The 22122-nt window shown below is 60.4% G+C and carries 17 protein-coding genes and 4 pseudogenes; 11 read left to right on the top strand and 10 right to left on the bottom strand.

The genetic code is table 11. The annotated features are described in order from the left end of the window. Position 1 precedes the first annotated feature (1 nt). Complete coding sequence (locus tag DBIPINDM_RS23075; protein ID WP_258581384.1) at positions 2-802, top strand: ABC transporter permease; 801 nt, start codon at positions 2-4, stop codon at positions 800-802. Continuing rightward, positions 799-1875 carry an ABC transporter ATP-binding protein gene (locus DBIPINDM_RS23070; RefSeq protein WP_258581383.1) on the top strand — a complete coding sequence of 359 codons (1077 nt, stop codon included), beginning with the start codon at positions 799-801 and terminating at the stop codon, positions 1873-1875. Before DBIPINDM_RS23075 ends, DBIPINDM_RS23070 begins: the two co-directional genes overlap by 4 nt. Before the next feature lie 57 nt (positions 1876-1932). On the opposite strand, the gene DBIPINDM_RS23065 is transcribed toward DBIPINDM_RS23070, so the two are convergent. Next, positions 1933-2715, bottom strand: a complete 783-nt coding sequence (locus DBIPINDM_RS23065; protein ID WP_258581382.1) for a DeoR/GlpR family DNA-binding transcription regulator — start codon at positions 2713-2715, stop codon at positions 1933-1935. A 179-nt stretch (positions 2716-2894) separates the two neighbouring features. Here DBIPINDM_RS23065 and DBIPINDM_RS23060 point away from each other — a divergent pair, with 179 nt between their 5' ends. After that, a complete protein-coding gene (locus DBIPINDM_RS23060) occupies positions 2895-3698 on the top strand; it encodes a hypothetical protein (protein WP_258581381.1) in 804 nt (267 codons plus the stop codon). Here the strand turns inward: DBIPINDM_RS23060 and DBIPINDM_RS23055 are convergent, their stop codons facing one another. Next, positions 3699-4310 (bottom strand): NAD(P)-dependent oxidoreductase, encoded by a 612-nt coding sequence (locus DBIPINDM_RS23055; RefSeq protein ID WP_258581380.1) that lies wholly within the window; start codon positions 4308-4310, stop codon positions 3699-3701. It lies immediately after the preceding gene. 38 nt (positions 4311-4348) lie between these two features. After that, positions 4349-4987: a DsbA family protein gene (locus DBIPINDM_RS23050; RefSeq protein ID WP_258581379.1), complete on the bottom strand. Its 639-nt coding sequence runs from the start codon at positions 4985-4987 to the stop codon at positions 4349-4351. 137 nt (positions 4988-5124) lie between these two features. Here DBIPINDM_RS23050 and DBIPINDM_RS23045 point away from each other — a divergent pair, with 137 nt between their 5' ends. After that, complete coding sequence (locus DBIPINDM_RS23045; protein ID WP_258581378.1) at positions 5125-6042, top strand: LysR family transcriptional regulator; 918 nt, start codon at positions 5125-5127, stop codon at positions 6040-6042. A 21-nt stretch (positions 6043-6063) separates the two neighbouring features. On the opposite strand, the gene DBIPINDM_RS23040 is transcribed toward DBIPINDM_RS23045, so the two are convergent. Beyond that, on the bottom strand, positions 6064-6459 hold the full coding sequence (locus tag DBIPINDM_RS23040; protein WP_258581376.1) for a hypothetical protein: 396 nt from the start codon (positions 6457-6459) through the stop codon (positions 6064-6066). A gap of 667 nt (positions 6460-7126) precedes the next feature. Here DBIPINDM_RS23040 and DBIPINDM_RS43650 point away from each other — a divergent pair. The 4 genes and pseudogenes from DBIPINDM_RS43650 to DBIPINDM_RS23025 all read left to right on the top strand — a co-directional run. Next, a pseudogene (locus DBIPINDM_RS43650) lies at positions 7127-7243 on the top strand (aldehyde dehydrogenase family protein); the annotation flags it as partial. Next, a pseudogene (locus tag DBIPINDM_RS23035) lies at positions 7239-7988 on the top strand (dimethylarginine dimethylaminohydrolase). The pseudogenes DBIPINDM_RS43650 and DBIPINDM_RS23035, both read left to right, overlap by 5 nt. Before the next feature lie 108 nt (positions 7989-8096). Next, on the top strand, positions 8097-9230 hold the full coding sequence (gene menC, locus DBIPINDM_RS23030) for an o-succinylbenzoate synthase (protein ID WP_258581375.1): 1134 nt from the start codon (positions 8097-8099) through the stop codon (positions 9228-9230). 57 nt (positions 9231-9287) lie between these two features. Then, entirely contained in the window at positions 9288-9689 is a 402-nt protein-coding gene (locus tag DBIPINDM_RS23025) for a hypothetical protein (protein ID WP_258581374.1), read from the top strand. Between the two features lie 96 nt (positions 9690-9785). Here DBIPINDM_RS23025 and DBIPINDM_RS23020 read toward each other — a convergent pair whose 3' ends face one another. Together DBIPINDM_RS23020 and DBIPINDM_RS23015 are read right to left on the bottom strand one after the other, a co-directional pair. Continuing rightward, entirely contained in the window at positions 9786-11360 is a 1575-nt protein-coding gene (locus tag DBIPINDM_RS23020; protein WP_258581373.1) for a carbamoyltransferase C-terminal domain-containing protein, read from the bottom strand. 715 nt (positions 11361-12075) lie between these two features. Further along, positions 12076-12984 (bottom strand): annotated as a pseudogene (locus DBIPINDM_RS23015) (ISNCY family transposase); the annotation flags it as partial. A gap of 111 nt (positions 12985-13095) precedes the next feature. Between DBIPINDM_RS23015 and DBIPINDM_RS23010 the strand changes: the two are divergent. Beyond that, positions 13096-15063, top strand: a complete 1968-nt coding sequence (locus DBIPINDM_RS23010; RefSeq protein ID WP_258581372.1) for a transposase family protein — start codon at positions 13096-13098, stop codon at positions 15061-15063. Positions 15064-15112: 49 nt separating this feature from the next. On the opposite strand, the pseudogene DBIPINDM_RS23005 reads toward DBIPINDM_RS23010, so the two are convergent. The 4 genes and pseudogenes from DBIPINDM_RS23005 to DBIPINDM_RS22990 form a co-directional block, all read right to left on the bottom strand. After that, positions 15113-15541, bottom strand: a pseudogene (locus tag DBIPINDM_RS23005) (transposase); the annotation flags it as partial. A gap of 142 nt (positions 15542-15683) precedes the next feature. Further along, entirely contained in the window at positions 15684-16568 is an 885-nt protein-coding gene (gene ctlX / locus DBIPINDM_RS23000) for a citrulline utilization hydrolase CtlX (RefSeq protein WP_258589323.1), read from the bottom strand. Between the two features lie 439 nt (positions 16569-17007). After that, a complete protein-coding gene (locus DBIPINDM_RS22995) occupies positions 17008-18225 on the bottom strand; it encodes an arginine deiminase (protein WP_258581371.1) in 1218 nt (405 codons plus the stop codon). A 629-nt stretch (positions 18226-18854) separates the two neighbouring features. Next, the gene (locus DBIPINDM_RS22990; protein WP_318036894.1) at positions 18855-20453 is read right to left on the bottom strand and encodes an IS66 family transposase; all 1599 of its coding nucleotides are present in this window, start codon (positions 20451-20453) and stop codon (positions 18855-18857) included. 176 nt (positions 20454-20629) lie between these two features. Here DBIPINDM_RS22990 and DBIPINDM_RS22985 point away from each other — a divergent pair, with 176 nt between their 5' ends. Continuing rightward, on the top strand, positions 20630-20845 hold the full coding sequence (locus DBIPINDM_RS22985; protein ID WP_258581370.1) for a hypothetical protein: 216 nt from the start codon (positions 20630-20632) through the stop codon (positions 20843-20845). A gap of 460 nt (positions 20846-21305) precedes the next feature. After that, complete coding sequence (locus tag DBIPINDM_RS22980) at positions 21306-21815, top strand: GNAT family N-acetyltransferase (protein WP_318036893.1); 510 nt, start codon at positions 21306-21308, stop codon at positions 21813-21815. The last annotated feature ends 307 nt before the right edge of the window (positions 21816-22122 follow it).

Below are 22122 nucleotides of genomic sequence, written 5' to 3'. Positions count from 1 at the left end.
GATGCTGCTCGACTATGACCGGCTCGGATGGCTGCGTGTGGCGCTTGTCGGCTTCACCGCGGCTGTCGCGGCTTTCCTGTTGCTGCCGGTGGTCTTCATCGTGCTCCTGTCATTCGGCTCGTCGCGCTGGCTGGCCTTCCCGCCGCCCGGCTGGACACTGAAATGGTACCAGCAATTGCTGGCCGACCCGACCTGGATCGATGCCGCGCTGACCAGCGCCCGGATTGCCGCCATGGCCGCCATCCTCGCCGTCGTCATCGGCCTGTTTGCCTCCTTCAGCCTGGTCAGGGGTGAGTTTCGCGGACGTCAGTTCCTGCGCGGGCTGCTGTTGACGCCGATGGTGCTGCCGGTCGTCGTGTTCGCCATCGCCATCTACGCCTTCTTCCTGCGCATCGGCCTCGCCGGCACCACGGTCGGCTTCGTCATCGCTCACACCATCCTGGCGCTGCCTTTCGCCATCATCCCGATCACCGCGGCGCTCGAGGGCTTCGACAAATCCATCGAGGACGCGGCCATCGTCTGCGGCGCCAGCCCGCTGCAGGCGCGGCTAAGGATCACCTTGCCGTCGATCAGGATCGGTATCTTCTCGGCGGTGATCTTCTCCTTCCTGGCTTCGTGGGACGAGGTCGTGGTGGCGATCTTCATGGCAAGCCCAACCTTGCAGACCTTGCCGGTGAAGATCTGGGGCAGCCTGCGCGCCGACCTCAGCCCGGTCGTCGCCGCCGCCTCCAGCCTGCTTGTCGGCCTGACCCTTTGTCTGATGATCGTGACCGCACTCCTTCGCAGAAAAATGTCCAGATGACCCGGTCCTTCCTGTCCATACGCGCGGTGAGAAAGACGTTCGGCGCCTTCGTCGCCGTCCATGACGTCACCATCGATGTGCCCAAGGGCGAGTTCCTGACGTTCCTCGGCCCATCAGGCTCCGGCAAGTCGACGACGCTCTACGCCATCGCCGGTTTCCAGGATCCGAGCTCGGGCGATGTGCTCCTGGAGGACAAGTCGCTGCTCTCGGTGCCATCGCACAAGCGCAACATCGGCATGGTCTTCCAGCGCTACACGCTGTTTCCGCATCTGACCGTCGCCGAGAATGTCGCCTTTCCGCTGCGCGTGCGCCGCCGGCCCGACGGCGAGATCAAGCGCAAGGTCGCCGACATGCTGGCGCTGGTGCGCCTGGAAAACTTCGCCGACCGCCATCCGGGCGCACTGTCTGGCGGCCAGCAGCAGCGCGTGGCGCTTGCCCGCGCGCTCGCCTACGACCCGCCGATCCTGTTGATGGACGAGCCGCTGTCGGCGCTCGACAAGAAGCTGCGCCAGGAAATCCAGGCCGAGATCCGCCGCATCCACCGCGAGACCGGCGTCACCATCCTCTATGTCACGCATGATCAGGAAGAGGCGCTGCATCTTTCGGATCGCATCGCCCTGTTCAGGGAAGGCCGCATCGAACAGATCGGCACCGGTGAGGATCTTTATCTCAGGCCGGCGAGCGAGTTTGTCGCCGGCTTCATCGGCAACTCGAATTTCCTGCCGGCAGAGCATTTGCAAACCGCGGGTGGTGCTTCAACGATCCGCCTGGCCGACGGCTCGATCGTGACCGGCGTCAAGACGACAACGTCCTTCGGCCAAGGCCAGAAGGTTCGGCTGATGGTGCGCCCGGAAGCCTTCCGCCTGACGCCCGGGCCGGCGAGCGCGGCACTTGCCGTCGAGATCGTCGATACCGCCTTCTTCGGCGACCGCCGGCGCGTCGTGGCGCGCACGGCCGGCGGCGACGAAATCGATGTCAGGCCAACCTCTGACGCAGAGGGGTCGGATAGCACCATCGCATCAGGCCGGCGCATCTTTTTCGATCCCGCTTCGGCGTTCCTGTTCCCGGCCTGATGGCCGCAAATCTTCCTGCTGGGGTCGGATTTCGACTGATCCTCCCGCAGCGGTCGCTCAGTCGCCGTTGAAGACATGAAGTTCCGTTCCAGCCGCTTCAATGACAGCGCGCAGCGCCGGTTGCGGCTCACGATCGGTGACGATGTCGGAAAGCTCGCCGAGCGCGCAGACGCGTTCGAGGCTGTTGCGGCCGAACTTGTCGTTGGTCACAACAAGCGCCGTCGACAGCGCGCGCGCAATCATCGCCCGCTTGACCGCCGCCGCCCCCGAGATCATGTCGCTGGGCCCATCCGCGGACAGGCTCGACGCCCCGATGATGGCAATGTCGGCATTGTAGCGCCTGACGAATTCCACCGTATCCTCACCGACCACGCTGGCTTCGCGGCTGTCATAGGTGCCGGGGCACAGGATAACACGAAAGGTCGGATTGGCGCCGGTCACCGAAGCCACGCCGATGGAGTTGGTGATGACGGTGAGGTCGCGCTTCAGCTGCGAGAGACTGCGCGCCACCTCGTAGGTCGTCGAGCCGCCATCGATCATCACGATCTGGCCTTTCTCGACCAGTCCGGCCGCGCCACGCCCGATCCGGGCACGCTCCTCGATCATGGTCTGGCTGCGCTCGGCAATGACCGGCTCGGATGTCACCAGCGAGATCGTCGCGCCGCCATAGGTTCGGTTGAGCAACCCCGCATCGCCAAGCTCGATCAGATCGCGCCGGATCGTCTCGCCGGCGACACCCAGGCGCAGGGCGAGCCTGGAGATACGGATCGAGGCCGAGCGGCGCACTTCCGACAGAATAAGCGCATGCCGCTCCTTCTTCGATAGCCGGCTCTGCTCCATGATCGATTCTCCGCGAAGTCGACAGTATTAACCATGCCGACGCTGATGGGGAAGGAGTCTCGCAAGGCCCAGCTGGCCTGCCTCGATCCGAACGGTTAAGCCGGATGCCGGCTGACAAGCGCAAGCGCTGCTGATCTGATGACGTTCTGACGAATCGGCGGAAGACGACGGAGACCGCAATGCATGTCGTGACATTGTTGAAGGCTGATATGTTCGACGTCGAGATCGACGGCAAGCCCGCCTCGATCGCGCAGGCCTTGCCGGGCTGGAACCCGCATGATCGCTTCGGCCTGGTGATCGACGATGCGCTTGGCGGCATCGGCGCCACCCATCTGCTGCAGATCGCCATCACCTCCTTCTACGACATCAAGCCGAGCCGCCGCACGGAGCTGACGGTCTATCCCGAAATCTATGCCTTCCACATCGGCAAGGGTTATGGCGCGCATGCGCCCTATGATTTCTGGCCAGCCCGGCGCGAGGTCATCACTTCGCGCGATCATCGTGAGATGCTCGACGCCATCAATGATCGCGGCATCACAAGGCTGGCCGTTCCTGATCGCGCGCCGCGCGAGGTGGTGCATCGGCCGAAGGAAGTCGATGCGGCGCTCGACCGCATCGCATCGGCCTTCGTCTACGATCCGTCGGGCCGGGTTTCGGATCCCGACCTCGTCATTTCAGGCAACGACAAGCGGACCGAATACAATCCCAGCAGTGCCTTGCGGCCGCGCTACAACGACAGCCGGCCGGCTTCGGTTTCGACCGCGGCCAAGCCGGTCAAGGAACTCGATTCGTCCTACCAGGACTGGCTACGCAAGCGTGAGCATGACTTGACCAGCGAGGAACGCGCCTTTGTCGAACGTCGCCGCCAGGACCTGAGACAGGACGGCCTTGTCACCGAAACCTATCGGCGTGTCGGCGTCCGCGAAGCGCTGATGCGGCTGGCGTCGGCCGGCCTCGATCGAGACACGGCCGCCGCCGTTTGATCAATAGCCGACGGTAAAACGCTGCCTGATGTGGGCCAGCTTCTCGATCTCGTCGACCATGACGATGGCGTAGTCCTCGAAGGAGATGCTGCTGCCCTTGTCCGAGGCAAGAAGCGTGTCCTTGCCGAGGCGGTATTTGCCGGTGCGCTCGCCCGGGACGAACATGGCGGAGGGCGACAGGAAGGTCCAATCGAGGTCGCCCACCGTCTTCAACGTGTCGAGAAAGTCGGCGCCCTTCTGTGCTTCGGCCTTGTAGATTGCAGGGAATTCGGGGGTATCGACCAGCCTTTTGCCGGGCGCGACTTCAAGGCTGCCGGCGCCGCCGACAATGAGATAGCGCTTCACACCGGAAGCACGCACGGCGGCGATCAGCGTGTCGGGGTCGCTGTCCAGAAAGTGCACGGCGCTGATCACCACATCATGACCTCGGATCAGATCAGCGAGACCTTCCTTGTCGAAGACATCGCCCTTCCTGGCCGTCACACCGGGCAGCGCAGCGATTTTTTCGGGGTTGCGGGCGATACCGGTGACCGTGTGGCCACGGTCAGAAAGTTCCTTGAGCAGGCGCGAACCGACAGCGCCCGATGCGCCGATGAGAGCGACTTTTGCCATGTCTTTTACAGTCCTTGTTGGAGGTCAGTTGGGAGGGATCACGCCGCCGCGATATGGGCGAGGAGATTGTCGAAGCTGCCGAACAGCGCGTTGGAGCCGATGAGTTGAGGCGTATCGTTGCGGACGACGGCGAGTGACGGTACCCCGTCGGCACGAAGGCGCTGGAACAGCGCGCGGCCACGGCCGACCAGCTCGCCGTGAGCCGTCAGCAAGATTTCGGTCGGCTTCTTCAGCGTTGCCGCGGCATCCGCCATGCCGGCATCGGCGAGCACGCCAGCCACGCCTTCCACAGTCACGATATCGCGGCCGTCGACATAGCGCGCACGCTGGATCGCTTTAAGCGCGGTGAGCCGGCGGCTGGGGTCTTCCAGGCCGGCGGCGCTGATGCCGAGGGTCGCGGCATGCGAGTCCAGCAAGGTGCCGCGGATATTGAGGACATTATGCTGATAGGCCTGCGTGAACGTCTGTCCGGTCAAACGCTCGATACGCTGGTCGTTCGCCCAGGCATGAGCGGCAAAACCCTCATCCATCGGCCGAGCACCGGCGCCGGAGAACAGTCCGGTCGGCAGCAGCGCGAGGCGCACGCCGCTGGCCGACAGCCTGTCCAGCATCGGCGTGGCGCCGTAGCACCAACCGCAGAGCGGGTCGAAAAGGTAAGTTACGTCTGAATTGCTCACGATCGCTGCCATCCTTGGTACGGACTGTCGGCTGACGGGCCGCCAAATGTCTTGGCCATATGTGGCAGGCGGGGGTCTTGCGATAAATGGTACCCAATAATACAAACTGTCTGATCAAATCAGACAAAGCAATCGCCTTGGCCGACCTTCTGAACCTCAATCGGCTCGTCTACTTCACCACGGTGATGGAGACCGGTTCGTTCACATCAGCTGCGGACAGACTCGGCGTCGCCAAAGCCGTCGTCAGCCATCAGATCGGCAGGCTCGAAGAGGAATTGGGCGCGACGCTGCTGCAGCGCACGACGCGGCGTGTCACGCCGACGGAAGAGGGCCGGCTCTTCTATGACAGGGCGGTGATCATCCTGCGCGAGGCGGAGTCGGCTTATGGTGAGATCTCGCACAGCGCGGTCGAGCCGAGCGGAACGCTGAGACTGACCGCACCGCTCGACTATGGCACCAGGATGGTGGCGCCGATCGTGGCGGCGTATCTGAAGGCCTATCCACAGATGCGCATCGAAGCGATCTTCGACGACGCGGTGAGCAATCTGGTCGATGAGCAGATCGATCTCGGCATCCGCGTCGGCTGGCTTACCGATTCCTCCAACCAGGCGCGGCGCCTGGGCACGATTCGGCAGATCGTCGTTGCGAGCCCGGCCTTCGTGGCAAGCCTGCCCGTGGACGCGAACCCGAACCAGGCGCGATCGCTGGCCTGGGTCGGCAATGCCCAGCTGCGCGGCGTCGGCCAATGGCTCTTTTCCAAGGACGGCGAGACGGTGCTGACTGAACTCAATCCCGTCGTCGTCTGCGACAAAAGCCCGGCGGCCTATGCTTGCGTGCTCGCCGGCATCGGTCTGGGCATATTTCCCGACTATGCGGTCGATGAGGATATCTCCATGGGGCGGCTTGTGCGGATATTCGCCGAGTGGACCCTGCCCACCGGGGGCATCCATGCCGTCTTCCCACCGGCCCGCTTCCGGCCCGCTAAGGTGCGCGCCTTCGTTGAATTGCTCGCGGCTGCCGAGAGAAAGCGGGCGCGCGGCGTCGCCAGGGAGTAACACGACACGCTGCGCAGAATGTTAGTAGGAGCTTACATTAATGTGCTTTGGCTCTGCTTGCGCTGGATGCGCTTCAATCGCCCCTCGAACGGGAACGGCCTGCTGGTTTTGCGCGATGCGGGGTGTTTGTGCTGTTTGGATTTGGTGTTCTGATGTTGAGTTTTGCCCTGCGGCTTTGGCTTTGGCTGCTTGCGGGCTGCTGATGAGGGTTAAGATCAGCCGGCGAGCGTCGTTGCACAGCAAAACGGCCCGCCGGGTTTGCGCCTGGCGGGCCGTTTGAGATTTTGGTTTTGGGGAGAGGATTTGGCTTTTCTGTCCCACAGCGTCGGCTTCGCCTCCTTGCGGGCTGCTGATGAGGGTTAAAATCAGCCGGCCACCACAGCCGAATACAAAAATGGCCCGCACGAGGCGGGCCATTTTTGTATCTGGTTGCGGGGACTCGCAACACCCGATTCTTGCGATTGGTCGAGAGGGCCATACCAAAGCTAGCAGCATAAGCGCTCGATGTAAGACGACTTCGAATCTCTCCTGCCCCGCAGACCTCGGCGATTCTGCGACTTCATCCGCCATGGTCGCCGTTTGCCGTATATGCGAGCGGTGGATTTTCACCAGAAAATGAACATTGGGGAACCGTCGCGCCCCGTGGCGCGACAGCGGCCTGAAGCGCCAAGTATATCACCGCCGAACCTCCGGAGAACAGCGCGCACCACGATTTCGGTCCTTGAGACCGTGCACGCGGCGGCTGATCGGGGATTCCTGCCTACCAAGCGCTGCGGCCGCTTAGCGGAAGCTTCCGCGCTCCGACACTACAACGAAGTAGCACAGATGGCGAAGCTCTATTCCATCAACGCACTTGCCCGTCCGCACTCTTGGCCTCCTATACCAACGAGTTCCCCGGTGTGAAGATAAAGGTGCAGTCCGCCGGCGATGATCGTGATCAGCACGAAGTTGCGCAGATAGATCTGGGCGATCCATCCGAAATCGAAAGTGACGCATCGCTCGAGAGCGGGTTGAAGGTAGTTTGCGGTGAGAGTAATTTAACTTGCCCTACGACTGAAATCGATGGGGTTCGCCGTGCTACGTTGCCGACGCCGATCTAGACAGAGCGGCGAGCGTTGCCATCGACGCCAAATTCGCCACGTCGGACAGGACTGCCTCACCGCCAACCGCATCTATTGTCCAGCGTCCGGGGGTGGATCGTTCGCGAACCCTCCATCTCGGTCGTCAACGGCCTACGCGCCGATGATCGGGCAGTCGACCTATAAAGGCGCAAAGAGCGAGCACGACGCATACGTTGCCGCCAGGCGGCACGCTGGTGTCGAGGTAACCGTCCTTCCGCCTCTTGAGGCCTTTTCCGACTCCATGTTTGTCGAAGACCCGGCGCTCGTTTTCACCGGGGCGCTATCTTGCTCCGTCCCGGCACGCCAAGCCGGGTCGACGATACCGCGGAGATCGGGCCGATCCAGATGTTCGACACCGTGCTCGAACTCCCTGCCCCGGGGCAAGCCCACGGCGGGGTTCTGATGTACACCCCAAAGGGCGTCCTGGTGGGCCTATCCGCTGGCGCCGACAAGGCCGGGGCGGAGGCTCTTGTCTCCTGCATCGAGCAACTCGATGGAAAGGCCCAGATTGCCGGGACCCCGAAAGGGATTCTGCATTTCAAGACGGCATCCTCGCTGCTCGACGATGAAACCGTGATTTCGATCGCCGCACTCGCGAACGCTGCCTTGTTCAAGGAATTCCGCCAGATCATCGTCCCGGAAGGCGAGGAGCCTGCGGCGAACGTGCTGCGCGTCAACGACATCGTCATGGTCAGCACGGACTATCCGCGCACGATCGAGAGGCTCGAAAAGGAGGTTCTTCTCAAAACCGCCGTGATCGACGAGATCGAGGCCGGGCTCTCCTGCATGTCGCCGCGCTGGCACCGGGACAGCCAGATTCTATAAAATATCGAAAATCGGAATGAATACTGCCACAATTTGACTTTCTTGTAGACTGCGTGAGTCGCCCGTGAATGATGGCCGCTATCCGACTTTTCGTACAGAAGGAATATCATGTCGAATCCGCCTCTGAAGGACCCCCTGGTCATCGAATCCGCCGAACTGCGGTTGATCGAGCTTCCGCTGCTGAACCCGTTCACCATCTCCTCGGGGACCATGGTGACGAGGGTGGCGCCAATTGTCGTGCTGCGGGGGGGGGGCTGCGAGGGTTACGCCGAAGGCGTAGCAGATGTTCTGCCCGACTATCTGCCCGAAACTGTCGTCTCTTCGATGATGATGATGCGTGATGTACTGCTGCCTACGGTCGTCGGCAAGAATTTTGCCAATCCGCAAGAAATCGAGCGGCTGTTCCGGCCGTGGCGCGATCACCAGATGGCGAAGGCCGCGGTCGAGATGGCCTTCTGGGATCTATGGGCCAAGGTGCAGGGTCTGCCGCTCTGGCAGGTGCTGGGCGGCACTCGCTCCCAGATCGAGGTTGGCGTTTCGCTGGGGATCAAGGAGATCCCGCGGACCCTGCAGGAAGTGGCCCACCATGTTCAGCAAGGCTATCGCCGAATCAAGCTGAAGGTGAAGGCCGGCCATGACCTGAAGCTTCTCGATGCCGTGCGCGCCGAGTTCCCCGACATCCATCTGACCGTGGATGCGAACTGCTGTTACACGCTGGCCGATCTGCCCGTGCTGCGAAACATGGACGATTACAGGCTGGACTATATCGAGCAGCCGCTGGCCTGGAACGACCTGCACGACCATGTGCGCCTGCAATCCATACTGCGCACGCCGATCTGCCTGGATGAATCTATCCGCACGCTGGCAGATTGCCGCAAGGCGCTGCAGTCGGATGCCGGGCGGGTCATCAACATCAAGGTCGGCCGTCTGGGCGGCCATACGGTGGCCAAGCAGGTGCATGACCTCTGCCTCGCCCATGACGTTCCGGTCTGGTGCGGCGGCATGACGGAAACCGGGATCGGCCGTGCCCACAACATCCATCTCTGCACGCTGGAACAGTTCTCGCGTCCGGGAGACACCTCGTCCTCGTCTCGCTACTTCGAACGCGACATCGTCGTCGAGCGGCTGGAAACCTCCAATGGCCTCATGCCCATCCCGGCGAACGGCGCAGGGATCGGCGTGACGATGGACTGGGATTTTCTGGACACCGTTTCCTCTTCAGTCGAGACGATCAAGGCATGAGTTTCACTCATCGCGACCCGAAAGGGTGGCCCAGTTCCGCGAGAGTCAGAGGATTCGATGGTCTCGGGTGACGACGATCAGCCGATCTGCTTCCGCCCGCACCTCGACACCAATACCAAAGCGATCTCGAATGAACATTTCCAGGCGCCGGGGCATGGCGCGGGCGCGAGTGGCGGTGGCCTGCAAAGTGGCGTCATTCTCCATCGCATGTGGGCCGACGCGACCGAGTTCCGCTTTGGAAAGGAGCCTGCTCACTGGCCGCGTGAACAGAGACAGATCGAGGAGCAACACGAACAAAGCCTTCGCCCGAAAGGGCGATGCCCGGATCGTTCCCTCGGGACGATGGGCGAGGCGATCTCGTTGAGAATCCCGAACCGGCCCAAGCACGGCAAGGTCGTGAAACAGATTGAGACGCCTCGCCCTCCTGCCCCCATCATGCGGCGGCTCAAGCGCTGCTGACCGCGAAAAGAAGCGAGTGACCCACGGAACGGTCCAGAAAAAGTGCAGGGGCATCTTGACCTCAACGACCCTAATCAGAGAATTGCAAACAGCGAACTAAGCAATGGCCTCCTTGAGGAGATAAAAGGCATCGTTGATCACGAATCCATCGAGGCCTACGGCTTGGGCATAGGTCAGCAAGTCGCTTGCGCGATTGATGAAGCCAGTGCCATTGAAGTTCAGCGATGTGTTGCAAAGAACGCCGACCCCGCTTTTCGCCTTGAAAGAGGTAAGCAGTTGAAAGAGGTGCGGGTTCTGCTCCTGCGAAACGGTCTGGGCCCGCGCTGTGCCGTCAACATGCGTGACGGCCTCCAACCGGCTATCGAGAACCTTCTGGAAAAGAAGCATATAGGGCGACGGGCGTGCCAAGTCGAAGTGGAGTGCGACGTCCCCTTCCAGGCAAACCGGCGCGATCGGGCGGAAACCCTCCCGCTTCTTGATGCGGTTTAACCGCTCATGGCTTGCCTTTGAGAAAGGCGCCGCGAGAATTGACCGGTTGCCGAGCGCCCGTGGTCCGATTTCGCAATTCCCCTGTACCCAGCCAATGACCTTGTCGTCGAGCAACGCCGATGCAATTTGTCCGTAGTCGAGTGAGTGGACCTCGAGTCCGGTCCTATCGAACTCGTCAAATACGAAAGGCTGGCCCGAATAGACGCTCCATTTGATCTTAGCATGGCCGGTGAAATGCCGCATCGCGTCGACTGCGGTCCCGATTGCTGAGCCTGTATCGTTTGTGCACGGAGGAATGAAAACATCCGAAAAAAGGTTTGTTTCGACCCATCGGCGGTTCCACTCGCAATTCAGCCCGCACCCGCCGGAAATCAGCAGAGGAAATCCTTTTGTTAGGTTCTTTTTCGCAAAGGTGTGGAACGAATCGAAGATGGCGTCCGAAAAACGCCGAGCGAGGTTGGTGAAATTTTGATGGGTTACCCCGATGTTGTAGTAAGGCGAATTCCGCAAATCCTCCTTGCTCAGTGAGCGCACAATACTGTCTCGTGGGAGCAGGAAATCGAACAGCGCCTGCTCGTCCCGGTCGGGTAATCCGTCCTTTCCAAAAGCGCAAAGCGCCATCAGCTTGCCGGCGTCCTCATTGCGCAACCCATTTGGCAGGGTGAATTTCGGATCGGCCAGCGCATAGAGAAAAGCAAATTTGTTGCCTGGGCACGCCATCACTTGTCCCAAGTGCACAACTTGCAGGTACTGATCAATTTCATAGAAGTCGCCGAGCGCCCCTTCCCAGATCAGCGCGTAACAAGGCATTCCGGCGGGGAACGGTGACATGCCGTAGGAGCCCCAGAGGTGGGAGCGCTCGTGCGTCGAGGAATAGAAATGCACCCTCTTGCCGAAGATCGTCTTCTCGCCGACAACCTCGGACCCCTGAGCTATGCCGTAGTAGCCTGCCGCGACCGGGCTATCGCCCGCGATTCCCGTCTTCGACCACCCACCGACAGCAATCACATCCGGAATGGCGTCCAGACGGCCAGCTGCGTCAAGGGCCGAGGTCGGGTTGATAGCCGAATATCTGGGAAAGCTGTCTTTCTCGGCCTCGTATGAATAGATGAGCTCGGCTGCCGATGTATCTAGTGCTGCAATTGCGCCATCATGGCCCGGCTTCAGCGAAATTATTCTCATGTTGCCTAGCTCCTAGTGATGAATGGTACCAACTTTTGGTTTCTGGGAAATTTAATTCGATAGACACCATTTATACTTGTAAAGACGTATAATCTTTTTGTGTTTCCAGTTTTAGTGCTTACGGCGAGATATTAGAATCCGTTATTTATATATGTAATAGCACATACTTGAGCCGCCGAATGTAACATTTTCATTAACATTTGTCTGAAATGTTTTTATAAATGTTTCATTTTTATGAACTATATTAAAATTTTGATGCGCCCATAAGATTCTATACCGCGACCGACTCGTGGCAGGGCGATGATAGACATCTTTGGAATATTGGCTGAAATCAGTTGATGCAGCTTTGCGCCTGCTCCGGGGACAGTTTGGTAACGGCTGTTACGACGCCATCGAAGTGACCCAAGCGGTAGGCGCCGCAAAGGCCCTCGCTCCCCACAACAGCCCAATGGCTCGCTTTAGCCGACGAAGCTTGCGCTGAAGCGCCAGGACGCCATGCCGTCTCCTGGCACACAACTGGCTAGTGCGTGTCCATAAACGGCTGTTTTCCCGGAGGTTTCAGGGGTCTTTGGCCCTGCTGAAGCGATGTTTTGGGGACGCGTGATGGTACAAGGGCATCGAGGTGCGGCCGAGGGTCGATCTGGCGGCAACGGGGTCATAGGGCTATCGTCCGGCGCTCGCCGGCATGCTCCTGAACGCAGCCCGATGACTGGGGTCAGGTCGGCCTGAGGCGGACGAAGAGGGTGAGATTGTAAGCGACCACCGAGGACCAGACGTAAGCCTTGAAGTGGTTGAGCCCGCGCCAGGTGCAGCGGACCAAGCCATAGGCGCGTTTCAGGCAGGAGATGCTGGCCTCGATACCGGCGCGAAAGTTGCGTAGCTTGCGATAGACCCAGCGGCGGCTGACCATGTCTTCGATCCTGAGGGCGCTCTTCTTGTGGAACGCCATATCGCGCACGCCCCAAGCCTTGGCCTGGCGCAGATTGGCGCGGCTGGCATAGCCGCCGTCGGCCGCCGCCTGACGTGGCGGCTCGCCGTAAAACGCGATGTGGCGCTCCAGCATTAGCAGCAGACGCTCGCTGTCGGCTGGGTAGCCCGCTTCGATGACGAGATCGAGGATCAGTCCGCTGCGACCGGTGGTCAGATTGATCTTGTGACCATAATCGACGTCGCGGCTGCCCTTGACGATGATATCGGCATGCGGCTCGAACAGGCTCACCAGCTTCTCGCCGGCCGGGACGGGGGCGCCTGCCAGGACCCGCCGTTCGGTCTGGACGATGATCCGCTCGATCAGCGGCCGGTAATGGCGGACTTGGGCCTGCCACAGTTCAACGGCCGGGCTCGCCGTGAGGGTCGGTTGCTCAGCCGCCTGCTGGAGATAGCCCAAGGTGGTGCGTGTGATCCTGAGCAGCTCGCGGTAGTGCTTCACCCGTTTCGGGCGGCCGCGGGTATATTCGATCGCCCGGGACCGCTTCTTCGCCGCGCGGCAGTGATCGTGCCATGGGATGGCGCTGCCCAGTGCATCCGCGTGCTGCAACAGCCGCACCATCACCCGCACGGCGTCCCATAACAGGCTGCTGTCGCTCGGCGCATGGATGAGTGCGGCGGTGACGGTGCTGTCCACGCTGTCGCATTGCCTCAAGGAAAATGTTACCGAGCGGGTTCGTTGCCTCACCTAAAATGTTACTCGTGAAGGCGCATGTCGCCATGATGCCTTCACCATCAGGGAGGCATCATGAAGACGAAGATGACACATGCCATGCGCATGGAACTGGCCAATGCGGTCAGGGATCGCTATGCGGCCGCGACGACCAAGGACAAGCGCCGTATCTTGCAGGAGTTCATCGCCGCGACGGGGTATCACGAAAAGTCCGCAATCCGTGTCCTGAACAGCCAACCGAAGCCGAAGCATCGCCAGATCCGTCAACGCCCGTCGCTCTATGACGAGGCCGCTCGGGGCGCGTTGATTGTGCTGTGGGAAGCTTCCGATCGAGTCTGCGGTAAGCGCCTTAAGGCACTGCTGCCCATTCTATTGCCGGCGCTGGAACGCAACGATCATTTGAAGCTCGAGGAGGAGATACGCCACAAGATCCTGTCGATGAGCGCCGCGACGATCGACCGCTTGCTCCAAATGCCGAGGCGCACCATGCGTACGAAAAAGAAGCCAAGGGTTGTGCCGGAGCCCCGGCGGCGCATCAAAATGCGCACCTTTGCTGACTGGAACGAGCCGCTTCCCGGCAGTATGGAAATGGACCTGGTTGCTCATTGCGGAGAGGCCAACCGCGGTAGCTACGTTCACAGCCTGGTTCTGACCGATATCGCGAGCGGATGGACGGAGGCCGCGCCCATCGTGGTCCGAGAAGGCACCCTCGTGGTCGAGACACTCGAGCGCATCCGCATGGGCTTGCCCTTTGCGCTGAGAGCGCTGGATGTGGATAATGGCAGCGAGTTCGTCAACAACAGGCTGATCGAATATTGCCTTGGTCACGGCATCGAACTCACTCGCTCGCGGCCTTACCGTAAGAACGACCAAGCGTGGATAGAGCAGAAAAATGGCGCGGTTGTTCGGAAGCTCCTGGGTTATCGGCGCTTCGAGGGCTTGGCGGCGGCCAGAGCGATCACGCGCCTTTACGGGGCATCCCGGCTGTTTGTGAACTTCTTCCAGCCCTCGTTCAAGCTGGCTGCCAAGCAGCGCGACGGAGCGAAGGTGGCCAAGCGCTATCATCCACCGCAGACTCCCTGCGAGCGTCTCCTGCAGGCGGAGGGTATCCCGATGGCCGCCAAGAGCAAGCTGCGCGAGATCGCCGCCGACCTCGATCCGCTGAAGCTTTTGGAGGAGATGCGAGCTGTACAGGCTTATCTGGCAGCCCTGGCTGACGGCGAAACACCGCCACCGGCGACATCGGAGCCGCCCAACCTGGCCGCGTTCGTAGCAAGCCTATCGAGCGCCTGGCATGCGGGCGAGATCCGTCCGACCTTCTCTATCGAAGCCAAACCGCGTTACCTGCGCAGTCTACAAAAGGTCTCGACACAAACCCTTATTGCGAGTCCCTCGCCGGCGCTCAAACCGGTGATCCCACCCACTCCTGCCGCGACAGCCGCGAAGATGCAGGAGAAGCCGAAGCCGGTCTACGCCGAGCCTGGCCAAGCCCGCGTCCAGGCGCTCCGCATGGTGTGGCCGATCGTTTGCCGCCGATTGGAGGAATTCCCCAACATCAACGCCACGCAGCTCTTCGAGGAGCTGTGCGTCCAGTTTCCAGGTCGATTTACCCGCAAGCAGTACAAAACGCTCGTCCGACGGGTCAGTCTGTGGCGCCGAGCGGCTCGCGCGCGCGGTGTTGTCGTTGGGCCGAAGACGTATCTGCGGCGCGGCAATCAACGTGAGAGCGCGTCTCTTCCAGATTGTCGCGTTACAACGTATCGCCGGCTCAACGACAAACCGCGCGGTCGACGTCCCGAGATCTTTAAGGACCATTGGGAAGAGATGGCACGGTGCCTTGAAGAGCGTCCGGATCAGACCGCACTTGAACTTCTCGTCGAGTTCCAGGTCCGTTATCCCGGGCGATACAGCTTGCGCCAGCTTCACACGTTGCAGAAGCGAGTAAGGGCGTGGCGACAACAAGCCGTGCAGCGGCTCATCGGCGAGGTCAGCAGCCTAGCGCCATACCTCGCTTCAGATTCCACCCGTCTGGCGAGCGGGTAACATTCTTGGTGAGGCAGCCGGTAACAAAATTACGTGAGGCAATGCGACACACGCGCACGACCTTGCCGCTTTCCAGCTTCTCTCGCCTGGCGCTTGCCAGCAGTACTTTGTTGATTTCTTCCCAGGTCGGCGCTCGGATCGCTCTGATCGTCTTGTGCAGGACTGATTTCTTTGGGCGCCACCCCCATGGCAGCCGGGCAAAAGCCCTGAACGAGGCGGAATCCTCCAAGTGAAAGGCCAGTTCCTGATAGCTTAGTTGGCGGTGCTGCTTGAGCAGCGCGCAGCGCAGCACAGCCTCCGCCGGCAGGCCCTCGCGGCCGGTCTCCTTGAGGCCGTACCGACGCAGGTCCCGCGTCACCATGCTCAAAAGCTCGCGATGCTCGTCCGGCCATTGCGACATGGCTTTTCAATTCACAGCCGATCTCGTGTCCGGCGAAAGATCAAATACACTGGATTGGACGGTGCGTTCTTGGCGCATTGTCGGCTCCGGCGGTGGCAGAAACGCTTTGGAATCAGTGGCTTGATCTCGAAGTGTATCTGAAACCGCCGGGCTTTGCCCGCCCCAAAATCAGGATTCATTCAATAATATCAGCAGCTTGCCGTTTATGGACGCGCACAAGCTAGCTCCGTGGCGTGAGATGCACGCCCGCGATCGTGCATCGTACAGAACCGCCCGCCCGCTCGATGGTAGGAATTGCCAGCGGCAGCAGTTGCGCGCTCTCGCCGATGATGGCGACCTGCTCCGGCCTCAATGCCAAGAATGCGGTGGTCGACAAGGCCAGGACGCGCCCGTTTTTTCCTTTTAGCTCAATCGCATTGCCTGCGAAATTCTCAATCTGGCCCGCCGTAAGCCCGACTACCCGGCGGCCGGTCCGCTCCAAACGATTGACGATTTCGCGCCGTCTCACTGTGTCAGTGATCATGTCGAGCCCGATCATGGCGAAATCGGTCGCGACGCACATCAACACGTTCGTATGGTAAATATCCGCCCCCCTGGGGTCTTTCGCCGAAAAGAGCATGGGCTCAAAGCTAAATTGGCTGCAGAATCTCTCAAGCACGATCGGATTCGTCCGCTCGGATCTTACCGCATATGCGACGCGATGGATATGATCGAGCACCATCGCACCTGTACCTTCCAAGAAGAGACCGTCCGGTTCAAGGCCAGAATAGTCAATTACCACTTGCACTCTATAACACTGCTTCAGCAACTGGATAATGTCACTTCGGCGCTCACGCCGGCGACTTAGAGCCTTCATCGGATAGATCGCTACGTGTCCTTCGGGGTGGGTTGAAAACCAGTTGTTCGGAAATACCGAATCCGGGGTGTCGCTGCCCTCGTCCTCGAACAAATGCACCGCAACACCCTTCTCTTGAAGCAGCGCAGCGGCGCGAGTGATTTCCGCGTATGCGAGCGGCGACAGGTCACTCGTATCACGTTCCGCTACCTGAAATCTGTTGTCGGTCGCAGTCTCGGCATTGATCGTGAAATGATGTGGACGGATCATAACCACAGCGGAAGGAGACTGAACCGAGAATTCTGAACGTCGTGGCACGGGGAAGACTCCTTTCGGGTTGGCGAGCGCGTTGTAGGCATGCCGAAAAGATTTCTCTGGTCATCCTCGGTTGCCAAGAATGAGGCGATGGCCGAAACTCAGTTCCGCAGATCGCTGTTCGGCCTGGTGACCAGTGATCACTCTCCAGTTCAGTTGCCGGATGCGTAGCAAGCATTTATGGGATCCCACCCTCGATCCAGTCTGAGCGTATCACCGCACGTCAAAACATCGTCGTGCAAATCGCCCTCAATCGCTTACCGGCTCTGCTTCCGCAGACCAATGTTGACGCCGAACGTGTTTGGTCCTTGCTGTTGCTCGCCGGTCGATGGCGAAGATCTCATGCGGATAATGGCGAGTCCGCCTTCGTGGCCAGCAAGCAGTTTCTTGTTTGTTAGATCGGGTAGCGCACCAGTGGACAAGTCATGCAATGCACCCCGCCACGGCCACGGCTGAGTTCTGAGCCGCCGATAGTGATTACCTTCACACCGGCGCCCCTCAGCAGCGTGTTCGTGTGTGCGTTACGGTCGTAAGCAATCACTACGCCCGGCTCAACGGCGAGCACATTATTGGCGCCATCCCATTGCTCCCGCTCCGCCGCGAAGCTATTGCCGCCAGTTGGGATGTTACGGAGAGCTTTCAGCCCCAGCGCATCGGCCACCACCGATAAGAAAGGTCTTGTCTCCTTGGTGACGTCAAGCGCCCCTTCAGGATTGCTCGGTCTCAGGGAAAACGTCTGCAATCGCTCAATGACTTGCGGGTATGTCGTCACGAGGTCACGGTCGCAGAACGTGAAGACTGTGTCGAGATGCATGAAGCGGCGATTCCGCGGCATCAGTGCTGCGATAACGTGCGTCACTTCATCCGTCCTGAACAAGCGGCGCGCCAGAGCCTCGACTGCGCGGGGTGTGGTTCGTTCGCCCATTCCGATCAGCACAACACCGCCGCCGATCGGCATCACGTCTCCGCCCTCGAGACTGAAAGCGGGGTCTATTCCATCAGGCAACAAGTAAGTGAAGCTGACCTCGCGAAACCGCGGATGGAAGCGGTAGACCGCCTCGACATTCGCAGCTTCAGGCTGTCTCGCCGGCCAATACATTGTGTTGATCGAGACGCTACCATATAACCAAGAGGAGCTGTCTCGTGTGAAAAGCTGGTTCGGCAATGGCGGCAGGACGAAATCTTCCGGCATCAGCGTTTGCCCCGTCAGGCCGCGCTGCTGGAACGGGATTTCCGCAGCCAGAACCCCCCTAACCAGATAGGCGGCGAGCTGATCAGGCCGTATCTCTTCAAGCCAGCCGCTCAACTCATCGACTTTATCTTGCCCCACCGAGGAGGGGTCAATACGACGGTGTAGGAGCCAACGGCGGGCTTCCGATGATGCCATCGTTTCCGAAAGCATTTCGTCGAATGAGTGAACTAACACGCCAAGGTCACGCAATCCCTCCACGAAGATGTCATGCTCCTCTGCCGCGCGTTTCACCCAAGGCACATCGTCAAAAAGAAGGCTCTTGCAGTTCTGTGGAGTGAGGCGATCGAGGCCAAAGCTTGGCCGGTGCACCAGAACTTCTCGCAACGGGGCAACCTCGGAATGAACACCTAAGCTCGTCATTGGAGTAACCTCAGAGCGAGCAGGTCCACTTTCATAGATCGCACCGCGACCGAATGGGCGGTTATAGCGGCATCGGCGCTCGCTGCGCGACGCCCAGGGCTAGAAGGAGACACCGCGCAAGGTGTGGGCAGCACGCATAAAAACGCAGTAGAATGCATGACGTCCGGTGTTGTGTACGAGCCGCAGGACGGTGATGCGCAGCCACCGGATTCTGCGGTCACCAGCAAATTTTCGAAACCCGTCGTTCCAGTGCCCTCACGCGGAATCTTTGGTATAAACATCGAGCGGCCCCGTTGCGGGTTGATCGTTGTCTTCCCCAAGCAAATGTCATGCCACGCAAAAAAGTCATTTTGGCTCAGTACCTTGTCTTCTCGCCCCGATTCTGCCTGTCCGCGGCCAGCAAAATTTTGTCGGGCTTGCAACAATATGACCATCGATTGGGAAGCACCTCAGCCTCGCCCTGTTGCATACGCGGTCAATCTGCTCCCCTGAGAATTAGGTCTTAGGCCCTCAGGCGGCAACAAAGCCCACGTGATGGCTGCTGCCTCGTCCCACAGAGGCATCGTACCGCTAGACGTTATGACCGTGGCCTGAGCGGCGGCCCGTAACCGGGGCAGATTACCGGGCAGTCAGGCTTGAGCGGCTTGCCTAACGAGATCCGGGAGCGGCGGAATCGACTCTTGTGTTGGTATGGCGAGGCGGTCGCCGAGATAGCGGAAGAATGAGACGTCGAGCTTGATGCAGGTCTTCATCAGGCCGAGCAGGACGTCGCGGGCGTTCTTGCCTGCCTCGCTGACGGTTCCGCCGGAGATCTTGCGCTTGGTGACGAAGGTGCGGATGTCGTTTTCCGAACCATTGGTGTGGAGCGGGATCTCGGGACGATCGAGAACGCGCAGGAGTTCATGCTTGCGGCGATGCAGCCTGGCAAGAAGCCGGTCGAGCATGACGTAGCCGGTTCGTCGTTTGAACAGGCGCTCGAAGCGGGCGCGCAGGGCCGCCGCGCGGCGCGGACAAGGAGCACGCTGGTAGCTCTGGAGGTCGCGATAGAACCACCAGATCAACTGGCGCATGATGTCGACGGCCTGACGTTGATCCGGGGTCACGGGTATCAATTTGTGGACGAGCCGCTCGGCGTGGACCCAGCACAGAGCATGGTCGCCGATGCGGAACTGGCCGGCATCATCGGACACGACCACGGTATCGCCAAGAAAGCCGTGGTGGCGGATCGCTCCCCACATCGCCCCTTCGGTGGCGATCCTGACTGGGTTGGGCTCAACCGCGAGCTGGTCGAGGCCGAGCGCCGCCAGATGCGCCTGCCATGCGGCGCTGTCGGCAAATGCCTTGTGCGGCGCAGCCGCCAGCCGCGCGATCACCGGACCGGCGAGGTTGCGGCCGCGCATATAGGCCAGGGCCTCTTCATTGATGAAGTAATCGCTGTGCCCGGCACGCAGCGTCGCCAGGAACGCCTCCCGTGACTTCGATCGCCCGGTGCGGAACGCGGTGAAGCGGCGATCGCCGATCTGGGTGGTGTAGCCGTCCTGGTGGGCGTGGCGCGCCGACGTATCATCGACGGTGATCCAGGGCGCCGTAGCCAGCCCGGCGCGCAGCACGTCACGGTCCTCCGCCGCGAAGGCCTCCAGGCCCTCCGAAATCAGCCGCACCACCTGGCGCTTCGAAATGTCGACCCCGATCCCGGTCAACAACGCCGTCAACCGCTCCGTCGTCACCTGGCCTTGAATGTGACAGGCCAGAATGAAGCGGCGCAGGTTCGCGCCCCAGCCGCCGATGATCCCCGCCGGCAAGGGCGCCACCATCGTTTCGCCGGTCGGTGTCACCCAGCGCTCGCGGCGATAGCGCACCACCTCGGCCGACAACGCCAGATCGCGCACCAGGATCGTCTCATACCCCTTGAAGCGAGAGCCCGCAGGAGCGCTCACCGCAACCGTCACCTCGCGGCTCACGCGACCGCCGTCGCGCTTGGCGCCGCGCCGGCGGCGCTTGCCCTTGCCAGATGTCGGCTGCGTCGCCTTCTCCATGCCCGATGGCTTGGTCGGCTTGACCGGGGGACGCGGCGGCAGGTCCTTCAGCCGGGCGATCTCATCCTTTAGGGTCTGGTTCTCGGCGCGTAGCGCCTGGTTCTCGATCTCAAGGCTCTCGACCCGGCCTTGAAGACCGCGCACTTCGCCGATCAGCGCAGAAACCAGCCCGCGGAGTTCCGCGAGCGACAAGCCTTCAAGCGAATCAGTCGGTGGTAACATCACGCAAAGGGTGAATCACGAACGCACGCGCCTGCAAACCCCCACCGCCCGGTAATCTGCCCCGGTTACCGGCGGCCCGTCCTAAGTCTTTGCAGCTGTATTGCTCGGGAATGCGAGCCGAGCCCCCAGCAAAGGAAGGACACGCCATGGCAGAAGATAACGATTTCTACGTCGGTGTCGACGTTTCGAAAGCCAAGCACGCGATTGCGATTGCGGAGGGTGGCCGGGAGGGGGAGGTCCGCTATTTCGGCGAGTTCGAGGTGACACCGGCGGCGTGGAACGCTTCGTGCGTGAGCTGGAGCGCAAATATCCGCGCCTGCATTTCTGCTACGAGGCCGGTCCAACCGGCTACGGGGCTTTAGCCGCCAGCTCTTTGAGCTCGGCCACCGCTGCGATGTCGTTGCGCCGTCGCTGATCCCGAAGCGCACCGGCAGATGTCCGACGATGTCGGACATACGACATAGCAAGTATAGGAGCTATCATACTATTTTGTAATAACTTTTTGCTTGGCACGACATATGCACGCCTATCCGCAAAACCTCACGGACCAAGGAGAAGGAAGATCGCAAACTAATTGGCAACGCCCATTCGGCACGAGCGCTCGTCGCCTTACGAACTGCGTCGTCAACGCGTCCATTTGGTGATACCGCCGACCCTGTCCCTGATCGCAACCCGGCGAGCGCGCGTTAGAGATTCACGGAAGGCTTACGCCCCCATCATGTGCCGTTTCGGAGTTACGACCTTAGTTCGCACCCACCCGTTCTTACCCACCGCCTTGTTTGCATTGCCGCTGCTGCTTGTCTAAAATTAGATGAGATTTACATGAATCTAGAAACACAACGCTTATTCATGCGCCCAATACGTGCTTGGGACGCTGGTGCTCTGCATCGCCTTCAATGTGATCCGCTAGTAGTCGAATCAACAATGCGGGGAATTCCGCCAACGCGAGAAATGTCTGATGCGCGACTGTCCCTCTATCTTCACGAGTGGGAGACCTACGGGATTGGGATTTGGATAGTCTATGAACGAGAAGAGAGTGGTGACTTGCGTTTCGTGGGACGGTCCGGGGTGAGCCGCTTCGGTAGCGATATTCAATTCGGGTGCGCCTTGTTCGGATCCCGATCCGGTCAAAGGATTGGACCGGAAAGTCTTAAGCCAGTGTTCGAACTCGCCTTCGCAACCCAACCTATCGATCGGTTGGTCTCTGTCATACGCCCGACGAATACACGGTCACTCAGAATGGCAAATGCACTGGGCCTTTCCTGCCTGGAGCCAATTGTCTTTAATGGAACAAAGTATCAGTTCTATGAAATGCGCCGTCCGCCTCAGTGATCCTAAGATGATGCGGAACGGTAACATCCTCGTCCGGCAGAAATATGTCGGCATGACGGAACCCGTATGGCACTGGCCAGTTGGGTCCGGGGGTGCCGCGTTTTGTTCCAGCGGGCAACCCTGTTGAGATCGGGGAATGTTCGTCGTCTCGAAGCAAATATACACCCGCAAAGTACTCCGTCATCTCTCTCCATTCCGATTCGCAAAGGATCGCCGACTGCCGCCACATCGCTAGGCATAGCATGGCATGGCGGAGAGAACGTTCCCTACGCCCTCGAACCGGAGGGCAATATCTGCGGAGCGCAGC

Source organism: Mesorhizobium sp. AR02, from assembly GCF_024746835.1.
Lineage (GTDB): Bacteria > Pseudomonadota > Alphaproteobacteria > Rhizobiales > Rhizobiaceae > Mesorhizobium.
The sequence above is the reverse complement of the archived record's forward strand: the minus strand, read 5'-3'. Positions and strand labels throughout refer to the sequence as shown.

Excerpts from the sequence above, each read along its gene's own strand:
- DBIPINDM_RS23075 (WP_258581384.1), top strand. The coding sequence starts at position 2 with ATGCTGCTCGACTATGACCGGCTCGGATGGCTGCGTGTGGCGCTTGTC.
- DBIPINDM_RS23070 (WP_258581383.1), top strand. The coding sequence starts at position 799 with ATGACCCGGTCCTTCCTGTCCATACGCGCGGTGAGAAAGACGTTCGGC.
- DBIPINDM_RS23065 (WP_258581382.1), bottom strand. The coding sequence starts at position 2,715 with ATGGAGCAGAGCCGGCTATCGAAGAAGGAGCGGCATGCGCTTATTCTG.
- DBIPINDM_RS23060 (WP_258581381.1), top strand. The coding sequence starts at position 2,895 with ATGCATGTCGTGACATTGTTGAAGGCTGATATGTTCGACGTCGAGATC.
- DBIPINDM_RS23055 (WP_258581380.1), bottom strand. The coding sequence starts at position 4,310 with ATGGCAAAAGTCGCTCTCATCGGCGCATCGGGCGCTGTCGGTTCGCGC.
- DBIPINDM_RS23040 (WP_258581376.1), bottom strand. The coding sequence starts at position 6,459 with ATGGCCCGCCTCGTGCGGGCCATTTTTGTATTCGGCTGTGGTGGCCGG.
- menC (WP_258581375.1), top strand. The coding sequence starts at position 8,097 with ATGTCGAATCCGCCTCTGAAGGACCCCCTGGTCATCGAATCCGCCGAA.
- DBIPINDM_RS23025 (WP_258581374.1), top strand. The coding sequence starts at position 9,288 with ATGGTCTCGGGTGACGACGATCAGCCGATCTGCTTCCGCCCGCACCTC.
- DBIPINDM_RS23020 (WP_258581373.1), bottom strand. The coding sequence starts at position 11,360 with ATGAGAATAATTTCGCTGAAGCCGGGCCATGATGGCGCAATTGCAGCA.
- DBIPINDM_RS23010 (WP_258581372.1), top strand. The coding sequence starts at position 13,096 with ATGAAGACGAAGATGACACATGCCATGCGCATGGAACTGGCCAATGCG.
- ctlX (WP_258589323.1), bottom strand. The coding sequence starts at position 16,568 with ATGATCCGTCCACATCATTTCACGATCAATGCCGAGACTGCGACCGAC.
- DBIPINDM_RS22995 (WP_258581371.1), bottom strand. The coding sequence starts at position 18,225 with ATGACGAGCTTAGGTGTTCATTCCGAGGTTGCCCCGTTGCGAGAAGTT.
- DBIPINDM_RS22985 (WP_258581370.1), top strand. The coding sequence starts at position 20,630 with ATGGCAGAAGATAACGATTTCTACGTCGGTGTCGACGTTTCGAAAGCC.
- DBIPINDM_RS22980 (WP_318036893.1), top strand. The coding sequence starts at position 21,306 with ATGAATCTAGAAACACAACGCTTATTCATGCGCCCAATACGTGCTTGG.